Here is a 15,495-nt window from a genome sequence, read left to right as displayed (position 1 = left end):
CAAGACAGAACAGCATTATCACAAGATCGCACTCATTTCTTGGCTCTTGACTTCTTGATTCCTGACTCTATTCTCCAAAATATTTAATACCTTTGCATTGTTAATTTAACATTATGCCTGTACAGGAAACCATTGCGTTGGTGAAAAAGATTTTTGAGGCCTACCTTGAAAATAAAAGCCTCAGGAAAACCCCTGAGCGTTTTGCCATACTTGAAGAGATCTATTCAAGAAGCGATCATTTTGATGTAGAATCGTTATACATCCACATGAAGAACAAGAAGTACCGCGTTAGCCGCGCTACTGTTTATAACACCCTCGAACTTCTGGTATCATGCGATCTGGTAACCAAACACCAGTTTGGTAAGAACATGGCCCAATTCGAAAAATCATACGGATATAAGCAGCACGACCATATTATCTGCATTGATTGCGGTAAAGTGGTTGAGTTTTGTGATCCGCGTATCCAGCAGATCCAGAGTATGATGGGCGATATTTTAAAATTCGATATTAAGCACCACTCTTTAAACCTGTACGGTAACTGCACCAAGCTTCGCGATGGATTCTGCGACAGAAAGGTATCATAGTTACCCTTAATTCATTTAAATTCATTTCAAGAAAAGATATCATTTAATGGCTGTTGACGTATTATTAGGCCTCCAGTGGGGCGACGAAGGTAAAGGTAAAATTGTTGATGTACTAAGTGCAGGTTATGACCTGATAGCCCGTTTCCAGGGCGGTCCAAATGCAGGCCACACTTTAGAGTTTGAAGGCAAAAAGTTTGTTTTAAACACCATCCCTTCGGGAATTTTCTTTGATAACACCATGAACCTGATAGGAAACGGTGTTGTGATAGACCCTATCACCCTGAAAAAAGAGCTTGATAAACTGAAAGATGCAGGCCACGACCTTTTAGCTAAAAAGAACCTGCAGATAGCAAAAAAGGCGCACCTGATATTACCAACCCACCAGTTGCTTGATGCCGCTTCTGAAAAGAAAATGGGCGATGGTAAAATTGGTTCAACCTTAAAAGGGATCGGCCCAACTTACATGGATAAAACCGGCCGTAACGGTTTACGCATAGGTGATATCACCCTGCCCGATTTTAAAGAGCGTTACCAGAAACTGGTTGATAAACATACCTCTATGTTACAAGCCATGTATGGCGAAGTTGCCGATTTCAGCGAGCGCGAAGCGGCTTTCTTTGAGGCTGTTAACTTTATCAAACAATTCCCGCTGGTTGATTCTGAACATTTGGTAAACCAATATATTAAAGACGGCAAGAAAGTATTGGCAGAAGGCGCACAGGGCACTATGCTTGATATTGATTTTGGCTCGTACCCGTTTGTAACATCATCAAACACTACCGCGGCCGGCGCTTGTACAGGTTTAGGTATTGCCCCAAGCCAGATAGGCGATGTAATAGGCATTTTTAAAGCTTATTGTACCCGTGTTGGCGGCGGACCCTTCCCTACCGAACTGAACGACGAAACAGGCGAAGAACTACGCCGTATAGGCCACGAGTTTGGCGCTACCACAGGCAGGCCACGTCGTACCGGCTGGATTGACCTGCCCGCACTTAAATACGCTATTATGCTTAATGGTGTTACCCAACTGGTAATGACCAAGGCTGATGTATTAAGTGGTTTTGATAAGATCTACGCATGCACCCACTACAATTACTTAGGCGAACAGATAGATTATATGCCATATGATATTTGCTCGGTTGATGCAGAACCGGTATTAAAAGAGATTGACGGCTGGAACGAAGACCTTACCGGTATTACAGAACTTAACGAGATCCCTGCGAAGCTGCAATCATATATCGAATACCTGGAAACCGAACTGCAGGTACCTGTAAAATGGTTATCTGTAGGCCCCGACAGGAAACAGACTTTGGTATTACACTAATATTAGTTTAGAATATATTTCAAAAGGCCCCGATAAATCGGGGCCTTTTCTATTTTCTTAGCTATTTTTACAGCGTGATAACCGAGGTAACAAACGTAGCTATATTTAAACAGAAAGCTCTTGCATGGGCCGCTAAATTCGGCACTCTGTGCTACCTCGATAGTAACAACTTTAACGACCCGTACAGCAAGTTTGATACCCTGATAGCCATTGGCGCCAAAGCACAATTAAAAGCCAATGCAGGTGATGCATTTGACCAGCTCGCTGTTTTTAGAACTAACAACCCGGGTTGGGTAACCGGCTTCATGGGGTACGACCTGAAAAACGAAACGGAAAACCTCAGATCTGCCAACAGCGATCATCTCGATTTCCCCGACCTGTACTTTTTTGTGCCGGAGATTTTGATCAGCATAAAAGGAAACAATGTTGAGATAATTGGCGAAAATGAAAAAGACATTTTAGAGGCATATACGAGTTCGAATCTCGTTCCGGGCACACAACAAGCCCCTATCAACCTGCATCCGCGTTTCAGCAAAGCCGAATATGTGCAAACGGTGGGGAAAATACAGCAACATATTACGCGCGGCGATATTTATGTAACTAACTTTTGCCAGGAGTTTTATGCGGATGACACAGAGATAAATCCGCTCTCCATCTTTCAAAACCTGAACACTTTGTCACCAACCCCATTCTCTACGTTTTTTAAATGGAAAGGTAACTACATCATGTGCGCCTCACCTGAGCGTTTTTTGGCAAAACGGGGCAGCAAACTTATCTCACAACCTATCAAGGGAACGGCACGCCGCGATGCTGACGAGGCTATAGACAAGTGGTTAATAGAAGAGCTACGCAACCACCCGAAAGAGCTACAGGAAAACGTGATGATAGTGGATCTGGTACGTAACGACCTTACCCACTCCGCCAAACCCGGTACCGTAAAAACCGAAGAACTTTACGGCATCCAAACCTTTAAGCAGGTACACCAAATGGTATCTACCGTGGTATGCGAATTACGGGACGATGTATCAACTGTTGATGCCGTAAAAAACACCTTCCCCATGGGCAGCATGACAGGCGCACCCAAAATTAGCGCCATGCAATTGATGGAACAATACGAGCGCAGCAAACGTGGCGTATACTCAGGCGCTATAGGTTATTTTAGCCCGGATGATGACTTTGATTTTAATGTGGTGATCCGTACACTGTTATATAACAGTATCAAAAAATACTTATCGTTTCATGTAGGCAGCGCTATTACCTACCACGCAAACGCCGAAAGCGAGTATGAAGAGTGTTTGTTAAAAGCAAAAGCTATACTGGAAGTATTGGGTCAAGCAACAACTTATCCGCAATCCTAACCGCAACCTCCGACCCATTGGCCCAAAAAGCCGACACCGGCTTCACACTTAAATAAGGCACAAAAGCCTCGCCGTATAATTCTTTAATATCCGCTTCAAAAACAAAATCTTTTACTTCGGCAATTTGCCAGGCAATATGCTCAACCTGGTACTGCATGGTTTTATAATCGGTTAAGCGGTTGTAGCCCCAGTAATGCTCAAATATAAACTCCTCGGGGCTGCCGGCCAGTATTGGCGTAAGGCTGTTACGTACTGTAGCGCCAAGTTTATTCCACACGCCTTTTAGTTTCCACTCATATAAAAATTGCGTGTGGTTAGGGCCATCCTTTGTTATAGAATGCCGCATGGGTAGGGCACGATAATGTTCTTTATATAGGTTATTGGCTATCAGCACAATCATACTTTTGGGCACTATCTCGCTCACAAATACCGCCCCGCGTTTCCATTCTTTTCCATCAAAATGGCGTACGTAAAAGCGCAGGTTAACTTCTTCAAAATTGACATGGAACGGCCATTTTATGCCCAATACACGGGTATCTTTAAACATAAAACCCACCATGCTTACCAAGGCTTTACCCTCCTCCCACAAATCAACCTCGGTAGCAGCGGGCAAATAGGGTTTTAATATCTCGGGGTCAACCTCATAGTTAAGCATCACCAGGTTGCGCCATTGGGCGGTTAAAAAGCGGGATTTAGAAGTGGGCATATTGGTAAAATTAAAAAATGCACGTATTGTTTTTTTTACCACAAAGGTCATAGAGAGAAAACACAGAGACTTCTATAAATATTAATAGGTAAAAATCACTGTGATCTCTGTGAAACCTTGGTGTACTTTGTGGTTAAATCATTAACCAAAAAGGCCACAGAAATTTAAATCTCTGTGACCTCTGTGAAAATCTTTGTGCCCTCTGTGGTTAAAATCACCACAAAAAACTATTTGCCTTTATAATATTTCATTGCCTCAGGTATCAACTTTTGGATGTTGGCTATACGTGTGGCATCACTTGGGTGGGTGCTTAAAAATTCTGGCGGGGCACCCTGGCTTTGTGCTGCCATACGTTGCCAAAAGGCAACTGCCTGGCGTGGGTCATAACCGGCCATAGCCATAAAGGTTAAGCCAAGCCTGTCGGCCTCATTCTCTTTATCGCGCGAATATTTCAGGGTAGCCAATTGGCCGCCAACACCATATAGTGTACCTATTAAGGCCTGCGTGGTTTGCGATTTATTGCCTGTTGCAGCGTTAATTGCTGAGCCGCCTGCCTGTACAGCCATTTGCTGTGAAAGCGCTTCGGCAGAGTGATGGGCAATAGCGTGCCCAATCTCGTGGCCCATAACAGTTGCTAAACCGGCATCAGTTTGTGTAACAGGCAATATGCCGCTGTAAACAGCAACCTTACCACCCGGCATACACCACGCGTTAACTTCTTTACTTTGTATCAGGTTAAACTCCCATTGGTAATTGTACTGATCGCCGTAACCATTAGCTTTTAAATATCTATCAATAGCTACAGCAAGCTGGTTGCCAATACGTTTTACACGCTGTGCATCGGTACCGCTGCTAATAACTTTTGTGCTGGGGTCTGATAACAACTGGCGGTAACTTTGCGCCGCGGCAGGGTTTATCTGATCATCGCTTACTAAGCTTAATTGCGAACGGCCTGTAAGCGGCACTGTTGAACAGGCGTAAACGGCAATAGCTATTACAGCCAGTGCCAATAGGGGTTTAATTCTCTTCATGGGATTCAGGTGGTTTTCTTTTTAAATAAATTAACTTTCGACTCCTTACCCTTTAATAATCGTTCAATATTTTTTTGATGTGTTACTAATACCAATATAAAAATACACATCCCATATATAATGACCGATTTAATATACACCGGAAAAATAAATGTTACACCGATAGGATATATAAACCCCGCTAATATGGATGCTAATGATACATATCTGGTTATTAGCAACGTTACAATAAATACCAATACGCAAAGTAAGGCAGCCGGTAAGTTTATAGCCAATATCATTCCAAAAAGTGTGGCAATACCTTTACCACCCCTAAATCCGGCAAATACCGGGAACAAATGGCCCATTACTGCGGCTATACCAAGCGCCAGTTCGTAGTTTGTAAAAGCGATAGAATGGTAGGCTCCCGTTGTGGTAACCCCAATAACATAAGCCAGGTTGGTGGCTGTCCACCCCTTTAAAATATCGAGCAGCATAACCGGGATACCGGCCTTTTTGCCCAAAACCCTAAAGGTATTGGTAGCCCCGGCGTTACCGCTGCCGTATTCGCGTACGTCTACATTGTAAAATGCCTGCCCTATCCATACTGCAGTAGGAATTGATCCGAATAGGTAAGCCAGAATAAGCGCTGAAATCGAGTAGATTGATAGCATCTGCCTGCAATATTATTAATTTGATGTTATACTACCGCAATATATCATTATAATTTTACAGCCTTTAAGCTGAGGTCTAAACTTTTTATAGAATGCGTGAGGGCACCTACCGATATATAATCTACACCGCATTCGGCATAGCCGCGTATATTATCAATAGTTATCCCGCCCGATGCTTCGGTAATGTACCGGCCTTCTATCATATTAACAGCCTGTTTCAGATCTGTAAAGTTAAAATTATCAATTAATATACGGTTAACATTGCCGGTTTGCAATACCTGTTCCAATTCATCAAGGTTGCGTACCTCAATTTCTATAGCCAGCTTTTTGCCGGTTTGCTGCAAATACCTGTTGGCATTTTCAATTGCCCTGCGGATGCCGCCCGAGTAATCCACATGGTTATCCTTTATCAGGATCATATCATACAAACCAAAACGGTGGTTAACGCCCCCACCTATGCGAACGGCCCATTTCTCCAGGTATCGTAAACCAGGCGTGGTTTTACGGGTATCTAAAACTTTTGCGTTGGTTCCTTGTAAAAGGTCAACAATTTGGCGGGTAGTAGTAGCAATACCGCTCATGCGCTGCATACAGTTAAGCACCAGTCGCTCGGCTTTTAAAATAGCCCGGGCATCACCCTCAACTTCAAATGCAACGTCCTTAGGTTTAACTTCGGTGCCATCCTGTAAAAACACATTCAGTTTCAGGTTAGGGTCAACCTCTCTAAAAATTTCTGCAGCGAGTTCAACACCTGCCAGTATGCCGGTATCTTTTACCAATAACTTTGCTTTGCCTTGTGTGCCGGCTTCAATGGTAGCTAATGAAGTATGATCGCCGTCGCCAACATCTTCACTTAAAGCATTAACTATAAATTGATGTATAATTTCTTTGTCCAAACCTTTGTTTTTTTGAGCTTCAAAAGTAAGAACAATTGATGATTAATTAGGTTTTTTCGGTTTCAATACGCAACTCAATGACAACCATTACCTTATTAATTTCCCTGAGGGTATATGATATGCGAAACTTGCCTTTATCAGTACTTAAAATAGCCACGCCAAAGTTATAATTGGGGTTTGAGCTAACGCGATGTAACAGCTTTACCGTATGTGGTTTATTCTCTTTAAAAAACTTATCCAATATCATTTCAGACTGCGCCTTTGAGTAAACATTGGTTTCGTCTAAAATATTCATATCAACGTTTGATGAGAACATTTTGGCAAGCTCATGCGCATTGCCTTGTTTAAGCAGGTCGGCAATTTTTTCAATATCATCCGCCTTTACTGCAAGGGGCAGTAAAAATAAAAGCGTTACCAGCGGAAAGTATTTTAGTTTCATATATGTATATGACCAATAACTTACAAAATTGTTGTAGCAAAAAATAAAACGCTGTTAAAGTACAATGTTTAAACGTTGCTTTTATATTTGCATTGTGGAAAACAATAAAAAAGTTGCATTAATTATACTCGACGGCTGGGGTTACGGCCGTAACGACAGATCGAACGCGATAGTAGCGGCAAATACGCCGTTTTTCGATTCTATGATAGCAAAATATCCAAACTCCAAACTGGAAGCATCGGGCCTTGCCGTTGGTTTGCCCGAAGGGCAGATGGGTAACTCGGAAGTTGGGCACATGAACCTTGGTGCAGGCCGAGTAGTTTACCAGGAGCTTGGCCGCATAAACAAGGCGGTTACCGATAACGAATTTGTACAGAACGAAACCCTGCTTGAAGCATTTAACTATGCTAAAAACAATAATAAAGACCTGCACCTGATAGGCCTGGTGAGCGATGGCGGTGTGCATGCGCACATTAACCACGTAAAAGGCCTGGCTGATGCTGTAAATGCATTAGGCTTGCAAAGGGTATTTATTCATGCGTTTTTGGATGGCCGCGATACCGACCCTAACTCGGGAGCTGGTTTTATTACCGAACTGCAGCACCATATTGCCGATACCCCTGTTACCATTGCTTCGGCCATTGGCAGGTATTATGCAATGGACCGCGATAACCGCTGGGAACGCGTTAAAAAAGCGTACGACCTGCTGGTGAAAGGTGAAGGTGAGGCATCAAAAGACATCATCTCTTCTATCAAAACATCATACGCAGCCGGTGTTACCGACGAATTTATACTGCCAATAGTAAAAACCGGCGACGATGGCCAGCCTGTTGCTACCATAAAAGATGGCGATGTGGTGATCTGCTTTAACTTCCGTACAGATAGGGGCCGCGAAATTTCGCAGGCACTTACCCAAAAGGAGTTCCCGGAGTATGATATGAAACCGCTTAACATCGATTATGTAACGATGACATCGTACGATGAAACTTTTAAAAATGTAAAAGTGGTGTTCCGCAAGGACGATCTGAGCAAAACATTGGGCGAGGTTTTAGAAAGTGCCGGTAAAAAACAGATCCGCATAGCCGAAACTGAGAAATACCCGCACGTAACATTCTTCTTCTCCGGCGGCCGCGAAACTGAATTTAACAATGAGAAACGCCTTTTAGTACCCTCGCCAAAAGTTGCTACTTACGACTTGCAGCCCGAAATGAGCGCCGAAGGCATTCGCGATGCCATTATCCCTGAACTGGAAAGCGGCTGGCCCGATTTTGTGTGCCTAAACTTTGCCAATACCGATATGGTTGGCCATACAGGCGTTTTCAGCGCGGTAATGAAGGCTGCCGAAACTGCTGATGCCTGCACAAAAGCGGTTGTTGAAACCGGCTTAAAAAACGGCTACTCGTTCATCATTATTGCCGACCACGGCAATGCCGATTACATGATAAACGAGGATGGATCACCAAACACGGCGCATACCACCAACCTGGTTCCTTGTATTATTATTGATAATGATGTAAAACAGGTAAAAGATGGTAAACTGGGCGATATAGCACCAACCGTTTTAAGCATTTTAGGCGTGCCTATCCCGGCCGAAATGACTGGTAATGTACTGGTATAAACCCATCCAAAAATATACTATTTATACAAGCGTGCTGCTGCTTTTATGCGGCAGCTACGCCTGTACTAAGCCCGAAATAAAGGAAACCGGTGCCCGGTTAAAATACTTCGACCTGAAGGAGTATTTTAAGAATGAAGCTGCCCGGCTTAACAAACAAAACCCCGAAGTTGATAAAACAGTTGGCCATAACGGCACTGCCGAAAACAAAAAGGTGCATATTGGTGACTGGGAAAAAGAGCTAAACCTTTTTACCGAAAGCGATATCAATAAACCCGCCTGGAAGCTTAGCTACAACGTACAGGCCAATAACGACAGCATTGTTTACAAAGCCAAATACCCTGAACTGGAAACCCGCGAGATCATCATCAGGAAAAAGGCCGGGCAGGTAACCGAAATAACTATTGTAAACAACACCCACAACATCCTTTACAACACTACCGAAAAATTGGTATATGCGCCAAACGCCTATTATTTAATTGAGAAAATGCAGCAGGTAAAAATAATGGGGGCCAACAATTACCGTGTTAAAGGTAATTTTTAATGATGCCCGTTAGCAGTTGCCAGCTTTTCTTTAGATAGCTCTATCAGAGCAGATATATCAGACCTTCCCGGATTATCATTCAGTACTTTTTCCAGGTCGGTTATGGAAGCCTTTAACGAGTTAATGCCGCGTGCTTTATCATAATTATGCGCGTTCTTCTGATCCAGCTTAAAAATGCCGTATTCGCGGTAGGCAATGCCCCGTGTCTGGTAGCATTTACCGTGGTCGTTAGGTTCAATGGCGATAGCTTTGGTCAGGTCGAATATAGCCCCCAGCAGGTGTTTCTCGCGCTCAGTTGGCGACAGGTAGGTATCCTTCCCTAAATAGCCCTTTGCCCTTGCACGGTAGTAATATGCCGAAGCATCAACCGGGTTTATGAAAATAACTTTTGTATAGGCGGCTATTGATTTGCGGTAGTTCTCGCTGTGATAATAAGAGTAACCCAACATCCAGTAAGCGTTTGCGTTGGTAGAATCAACCATACAGGCCTTTTCCAGTTGCGCAACGGCAGCTTTAAAGTTACCATCCATAAATGCCTGCTGCCCCAAACGCACATAGGTATTCTGTGCCGACGACGTTTCGAACGAGGTAAGTATAAAAAAAGATATTATAGCGGATAGCCTCATTTAATACTTTCGGGATTTAACCGATAACAATACATTAACTACTAAGTAGCTAAATTATTATCCGGCGCGTGCAATTTGTTAATATTTTAGGTAATGTATACAACTATTTTTAATAAATATTGGGTTAGTTATTTTTCATATCCCATAGGCAAATAAAGTTTTCTATTATTTAAAAGATAATGCCTGCTTGTTCGTCTTAAGCAATATAGGCTGTAAAATCCCACTACAATTAACAGTAAGAAATGAATACTATAAAATATAAAAAGATAGCCATTATTGGTGGTGGCCCGGGCGGTTTAACCCTTGCCCGGCTTTTACAATTAAAAGGTGCCGATGTAACCGTTTACGAACGCGACCTTCACCAGGATGCCCGGGCACAGGGCGCCACGCTCGACCTGCATGAAGAATCGGGCCTGGCCGCTTTGCAGGCAGCTGGCTTAATGGATGAGTTCAGAACAAACTACCGCCCCGGGGCTGATAAAATGCGTGTTACAGATGAACATGCAAACATTGTTTTGGATGACCACATAGGAGAGCAGGACGAGACATACCGCGGCCGCCCCGAAATAGACCGCGGCCCCTTGCAGAAATTATTGCTTGAGTCGCTTACCCCCGGCACCGTAGTTTGGGATAGCCAATTTGTATCACTTACCCAATATAACAACGGCTGGAAAATTGAGTTTAAAAATGGCAAACTGGCGGTTGCCGACCTGGTTATAGCCGCCGATGGCGCAAATTCAAAACTACGCCCCTACCTTACCCCCGTTAAACCCTTCTATTGCGGTTATACAGCTGTAGAGGGTGCAGTGTACCACTCAGAAACAACAATCCCCGAAATGCACCAACTTTTAAGTGGTGGTAAAATTTTTGCCATGGGCGATAACAGGAGCCTTATAGTAAGCGCCAAAGGCGATGGCAGCATGATATTTTATCCCTGCTTTAAGGCCGATGAAAACTGGGTAAAAGATTCGGGCATTGATTTTACAGATAAAGCCCGGGTACTTGCCTGGTTTAAAACCGAATTTGCAAACTGGGGAGATATATGGACCACGCTATTTGAGCACGCAAGCGGCACTTTTGTACCCCGCCCCTTATACGCTATGCCTTTAGAGCAGGCATGGGAAGCGCAGCCCAATCTAACCATGCTTGGCGACGCCGCCCATCTGATGCCACCGTATGCCGGAGAGGGGGTAAATATGGCCATGCTTGATGCCTTAGAGCTTAGCAATGCCCTTACTGATGAAAGCTATCCCGATACCCTATTGGCCATTGCGGCCTTTGAAAAACAGATGCGCAGCAGGGCAGCCGTAGCCGCGAATGAGTCTATCCAATCGTTAGAGATATTACATTCGCCGGGAGCTATTGATTTTATGGTGCGGATTGCGGGATAAATTTAATTATAGCGAAAAAGTTATCTGATGTATTTGGTTTATACATTTTTGTTAAGTTAATTGCGTTAATACTTAAGCAAGCATAGTATTAACCAATTTATCAAATTATGGACTTTTTTAAAGAGGTAGCTAACGAGTTTACAGGCTTTTGGGGACTTGGCGGTTTATTAGACATCATCAAATCGGGCGATTACAGTAAGTTTCTTACTTATGGTGGTATCACATCATTGCTGGTACCCCTTACCCCTTTTCTGCTTTTGCTCGAAATTATACGTGCCGCTTTTTACAAAAGGTTTAAGGTTATCCATTATAAGATCTCTTTCTTTACCTATGTATTAAATGCCTTTGTAGGCCGGGTAATATCCATTGCCATGATAGGGCTTTGCATTAAATGGTTTTTACCCATCGCACTTTTAAAAACCACTTTTACCTGGTATTGGTTTATTTATGGCTACGTGATATGGGAGTTCGCTCATTTTATATATCATTACCTGGCGCATAAGGTTCGCCTGCTTTGGTGCCTGCACTCTACCCACCACGCGCCCGAAAGCATGAATCTTTCGGTTACCTACGCACACTTTTTTTTAGAAGCCCCCTATGCCGACCTGATCCGTACCAGTATTTGTATTTTGCTGGGTGTAAACCCTGCCATGCTTTTTGTAATTATGTTTATTGACGGCACCTGGGGCGCTATGATCCACGTTGGCGAAAACATTATAAAAGATGGCCGGCTTGGCTTTTTAAACAATATTATACTTACCCCATCGCATCACCGGGTACACCATGCCCGCAATATTGTGTATATGGATACCAACTTTTGCAACCTGCTTAATATATGGGATAAGGTTTTTGGCACTTACTACCCCGAAGATCGCAGCATCCCTATTGAGTACGGCATTAGCAGGCCTATGATCAAAAACAGCTTTTTGGATGCTTATTTCGGCGAGATAGTAGCCTTAGCCAAAGATGTTTACAGGGCACCGGGCATCAAAAACAAGGTTTTCTACATTTTTATGCCACCCGGCTGGAGCCATACCGGCGACCATAAAATGACCCATGTGGTACGCAAAAAATACTTTGAGGAACTGGAAGCGGAAAAAGCTAAAGGAGAAAAAGTACTGGTGTAAATTGTGTTTGATTAAGTTTCACACAATAGTTAATTAGGGTAGCCCTTACAGGGCAAAGCCTTATTTATTTGCTTTTCTACAAAGCGGTTGTCCCTACAGGACATAATTACCCTTTTACATTTATATTTTTATGCCCCATCAGGGGCTATCGCTTTGTAGTAACGGTTCCTATAGGCCTTTTGCTCCGTAGGAGCTACCCTAAAACCTGGAATGTATAAACCTGATAGCAGATACCGGACCCCGCGCCTAATGCAGTGCGCGTGTAAGCGGATGCCAGGGCTGGTAACCCAAAGCGTCACTGCCTTTGCTTTATATACAACTATATACACAAATTCCCCCGCATGACTTTTTTTCCACTTTAGTCAAAAACTTATAAAAAACTGTCTCAATTATTTAACCTCCATAACACGCAATAAATCAACAAATTACAAACACATGGCGTTTACAGGGGCTAATTAACTTATATTGGCATAGCTCTTGAAACTGTATATTTGAATAATTAACTACTGCTGATTAACCCATAATTTTAAGGGCGGAGTTTCCGCACCTGCCAATATGACGTTACCGGCATACATAAAAGGTGATTGATGAGTTTTGATCCATTCGATTTTAAGAATACCATGCCTTCCATTAATGAGGATTCTGAGTTCTTCCCACTAATGTCATCAGAGGATGAAGAAGAAATGAATAATGAGCAGGTGCCCGATATTATTTCTATACTTCCGCTGCGCAATACGGTATTATTTCCGGGCGTTGTTATCCCAATTACTGTTGGTCGCGATAAATCCATTAAACTGATACGCGATGCCAACAAAGGCAACCGCCTTATTGGTGTTGTTGCCCAGCAGGATGTAAGTATTGAGGACCCTACCTTTAGCCAGCTAAATAAAGTGGGGACGATTGCCCTCATCATAAAAATGCTGCAAATGCCCGATGGTAACACCACTGTGATACTACAGGGCAAAAAACGTTTTGTGCTCAAAGAAGAAGTACAAAGCGAACCCTATATAAAGGCCACTATTGAACCGTTTAAAGAGATAAAGGCCAAAGAGGATAAAGAGTTTAAAGCCATGGTATCGTCTGTTAAAGACATGGCTATGAACATTATACAGCTATCGCCAAACATACCGAGCGAGGCTGGTATCGCTATCCGTAATATCGAGAGCACATCGTTCCTGATCAACTTCATATCATCAAATATGAATGCGGATATGGCTGATAAACAGCAGTTACTGCAAACCCCCAGCTTGCGCGACAGGATAAATATGGTACTGGAGCATTTAACGCTCGACCTGCAAATGCTGGAGCTTAAAAATCAGATCCAAACCAAAGTAAGGGTTGATCTTGACAAACAACAGCGCGATTACTTTTTAAATCAACAGCTAAAAACCATACAGGAAGAACTTGGCGGCACATCGCCCGACCTGGAAATAGAGAACCTGCGCCAACGTGCCCTGAAGAAAAAATGGGACAAAGAAGTGAAGGCACACTTTGCCAAAGAGCTTGAAAAACTTACCCGCACCAACCCTGCCGCGGCAGATTATTCGGTGCAGATAAATTATCTGGAACTTTTGCTTGACCTGCCCTGGAATGAATTTACAAAGGACAATTTCGACCTTAAAAGGGCACAAAAGGTACTTGATAAGGATCATTTCGGCCTTGATAAGGTAAAGCAACGGATCATTGAATATTTGGCTGTTTTAAAACTAAAACACAACATGAAAGCGCCCATCCTTTGCCTGGTTGGCCCTCCGGGTGTTGGGAAAACATCGCTGGGAAAATCAATAGCAAAAGCTTTAGGCCGTAAATATGTACGGATGGCGCTTGGTGGCGTACGTGACGAAGCCGAGATACGCGGGCACCGTAAAACTTACATAGGAGCCATGCCGGGCAGGATCATACAGTCGGTTAAAAAGGCAGGTGCTGCAAACCCGGTATTCATACTTGATGAGATTGATAAGGTAAGTACCGATTTCCGTGGCGACCCTTCATCAGCCCTGTTAGAGGTGCTTGACCCTGAACAGAACAGTACTTTTTATGATAATTATGTAGAGCTGGATTTCGACCTGTCGAACGTGATGTTCATTGCTACGGCAAACTCGCTAAGCAGCATACAGCCAGCCTTGCTTGACCGTATGGAGATCATCGAGGTGAACGGTTACACAGTTGAAGAAAAGATTGAGATAGCCAAGCGCCACTTGTTGCCAAAACAACGCGAAGCACACGGTTTAACCGTAAAGGATGTTGTTATAAAAAGCGATGTTGTTGAGAAACTGATAGAAGATTATACCCGCGAATCGGGTGTACGTGCTTTAGAGAAAAGGATAGGATCTGTGATACGTGGCGTTGCCAAAAACATTGCCATGGAAGAGCCTTACAACACGCTGGTAAGCAAAAAAGAAGTAGAGAAGATACTGGGTGCCCCGTTCTATGATAAAGACCTTTACGAGAATAACGACACCGCCGGTGTAGTAACGGGCCTTGCCTGGACATCTGTTGGCGGCGATATATTGTTTATAGAAGCCAGCTTAAGCCCGGGTAACGGTAAGCTAACTTTAACAGGTAGCCTTGGCGATGTAATGAAGGAATCGGTAACCATAGCATTGGCTTACTTGCGTGCCCACGCTACCTACTTTAACATCAACCCAAAACTGTTTGAACAGTGGGATATCCACGTGCACGTACCTGCCGGCGCTACACCTAAGGATGGCCCATCGGCAGGTGTTACCATGCTTACAGCACTGGTATCGGCATTTACGCAACGTAAGGTAAAGCCACATTTAGCCATGACAGGTGAGATAACCCTGCGCGGCCGCGTATTGCCTGTAGGCGGTATCAAAGAAAAGATCCTGGCTGCCAAACGTGCCAATATCAAAGAGATAATTTTATGTAAATCGAACCAAAAAGATATCCTTGAAATTAAGGAAGGTTACATTACCGACCTTAAATTCCACTACGTTACTGATATGCGTGAGGTAATAAACCTGGCGCTATTGGATGAACTGGTAAAAGAGCCGCTTGACTTAACGGTGAAGGAAAAAGAGCCAAAGGCAGCACTAAATTAAATAAGAGATGCTGAATTGAGTTCAACATCTTTCAGTCACTTTCGCACATATACCAAATTACATATGCTGTTATGGCCTAATAAATTTCGGGGGGTGACCATATATAAAAAAGCAGGGATAAATACCTGCTTTTTTA

Annotated in this window: 14 protein-coding genes; 8 read left to right on the top strand and 6 right to left on the bottom strand. The window is 43.4% G+C overall.

Annotated features, from left to right (window positions below):
• Positions 1 to 113 precede the first annotated feature (113 nt).
• The 3 genes from IDJ75_RS02135 to IDJ75_RS02125 all read left to right on the top strand — a co-directional run bounded on the left by IDJ75_RS02135 (position 114) and on the right by IDJ75_RS02125 (position 3,266).
• Positions 114 to 584, top strand: a complete 471-nt coding sequence (locus IDJ75_RS02135; protein ID WP_191173968.1) for a Fur family transcriptional regulator — start codon at positions 114 to 116, stop codon at positions 582 to 584.
• 46 nt (positions 585 to 630) lie between these two features.
• Complete coding sequence (locus IDJ75_RS02130; RefSeq protein WP_191173967.1) at positions 631 to 1,908, top strand: adenylosuccinate synthase; 1,278 nt, start codon at positions 631 to 633, stop codon at positions 1,906 to 1,908.
• Between the two features lie 74 nt (positions 1,909 to 1,982).
• The gene (locus IDJ75_RS02125) at positions 1,983 to 3,266 is read left to right on the top strand and encodes an anthranilate synthase component I family protein (protein ID WP_317173725.1); all 1,284 of its coding nucleotides are present in this window, start codon (positions 1,983 to 1,985) and stop codon (positions 3,264 to 3,266) included.
• On the opposite strand, the gene IDJ75_RS02120 is transcribed toward IDJ75_RS02125, so the two are convergent.
• The 5 genes from IDJ75_RS02120 to IDJ75_RS02100 form a co-directional block, all read right to left on the bottom strand.
• Positions 3,220 to 3,972 carry a YqjF family protein gene (locus tag IDJ75_RS02120; RefSeq protein ID WP_191173966.1) on the bottom strand — a complete coding sequence of 251 codons (753 nt, stop codon included), beginning with the start codon at positions 3,970 to 3,972 and terminating at the stop codon, positions 3,220 to 3,222. The genes IDJ75_RS02125 and IDJ75_RS02120 overlap by 47 nt on opposite strands.
• A 227-nt stretch (positions 3,973 to 4,199) precedes the next feature.
• Positions 4,200 to 5,003 (bottom strand): M48 family metallopeptidase, encoded by an 804-nt coding sequence (locus tag IDJ75_RS02115; RefSeq protein ID WP_191173965.1) that lies wholly within the window; start codon positions 5,001 to 5,003, stop codon positions 4,200 to 4,202.
• A 5-nt stretch (positions 5,004 to 5,008) separates the two neighbouring features.
• Positions 5,009 to 5,656 (bottom strand): glycerol-3-phosphate 1-O-acyltransferase PlsY, encoded by a 648-nt coding sequence (plsY, locus tag IDJ75_RS02110; protein ID WP_191173964.1) that lies wholly within the window; start codon positions 5,654 to 5,656, stop codon positions 5,009 to 5,011.
• Between the two features lie 47 nt (positions 5,657 to 5,703).
• Positions 5,704 to 6,552 (bottom strand): carboxylating nicotinate-nucleotide diphosphorylase, encoded by an 849-nt coding sequence (nadC, locus tag IDJ75_RS02105; protein WP_191173963.1) that lies wholly within the window; start codon positions 6,550 to 6,552, stop codon positions 5,704 to 5,706.
• Positions 6,553 to 6,598: 46 nt separating this feature from the next.
• Positions 6,599 to 6,991, bottom strand: a complete 393-nt coding sequence (locus IDJ75_RS02100; protein WP_191173962.1) for a DUF4783 domain-containing protein — start codon at positions 6,989 to 6,991, stop codon at positions 6,599 to 6,601.
• A 64-nt stretch (positions 6,992 to 7,055) separates the two neighbouring features.
• On the opposite strand from IDJ75_RS02100, the gene gpmI reads away from it, so the two are divergent.
• On the top strand, positions 7,056 to 8,609 hold the full coding sequence (gene gpmI / locus IDJ75_RS02095; RefSeq protein WP_191173961.1) for a 2,3-bisphosphoglycerate-independent phosphoglycerate mutase: 1,554 nt from the start codon (positions 7,056 to 7,058) through the stop codon (positions 8,607 to 8,609).
• Positions 8,596 to 9,150, top strand: a complete 555-nt coding sequence (locus IDJ75_RS02090; protein WP_191173960.1) for a hypothetical protein — start codon at positions 8,596 to 8,598, stop codon at positions 9,148 to 9,150. The genes gpmI and IDJ75_RS02090 overlap by 14 nt, the downstream gene beginning before the upstream one ends.
• On the opposite strand, the gene IDJ75_RS02085 is transcribed toward IDJ75_RS02090, so the two are convergent.
• The gene (locus IDJ75_RS02085) at positions 9,147 to 9,776 is read right to left on the bottom strand and encodes a tetratricopeptide repeat protein (protein ID WP_191173959.1); all 630 of its coding nucleotides are present in this window, start codon (positions 9,774 to 9,776) and stop codon (positions 9,147 to 9,149) included. The genes IDJ75_RS02090 and IDJ75_RS02085 overlap by 4 nt on opposite strands.
• A 242-nt stretch (positions 9,777 to 10,018) precedes the next feature.
• On the opposite strand from IDJ75_RS02085, the gene IDJ75_RS02080 reads away from it, so the two are divergent.
• The 3 genes from IDJ75_RS02080 (at position 10,019) to lon (ending at position 15,359) form a co-directional block, all read left to right on the top strand.
• Entirely contained in the window at positions 10,019 to 11,167 is a 1,149-nt protein-coding gene (locus IDJ75_RS02080) for an FAD-dependent oxidoreductase (protein ID WP_191173958.1), read from the top strand.
• A gap of 107 nt (positions 11,168 to 11,274) precedes the next feature.
• The gene (locus tag IDJ75_RS02075; RefSeq protein ID WP_191173957.1) at positions 11,275 to 12,294 is read left to right on the top strand and encodes a sterol desaturase family protein; all 1,020 of its coding nucleotides are present in this window, start codon (positions 11,275 to 11,277) and stop codon (positions 12,292 to 12,294) included.
• A gap of 587 nt (positions 12,295 to 12,881) precedes the next feature.
• Positions 12,882 to 15,359, top strand: a complete 2,478-nt coding sequence (lon, locus tag IDJ75_RS02070; RefSeq protein ID WP_394368087.1) for an endopeptidase La — start codon at positions 12,882 to 12,884, stop codon at positions 15,357 to 15,359.
• Positions 15,360 to 15,495: the final 136 nt, after the last annotated feature.

The sequence above is a fragment of the Mucilaginibacter rigui genome (assembly GCF_014773275.1).
Classification (GTDB): Bacteria; Bacteroidota; Bacteroidia; order Sphingobacteriales; family Sphingobacteriaceae; genus Mucilaginibacter; species Mucilaginibacter rigui_A.
Note: the sequence above shows the minus strand (reverse complement) of the source record. Positions and strands in the feature narration are given on the sequence as shown.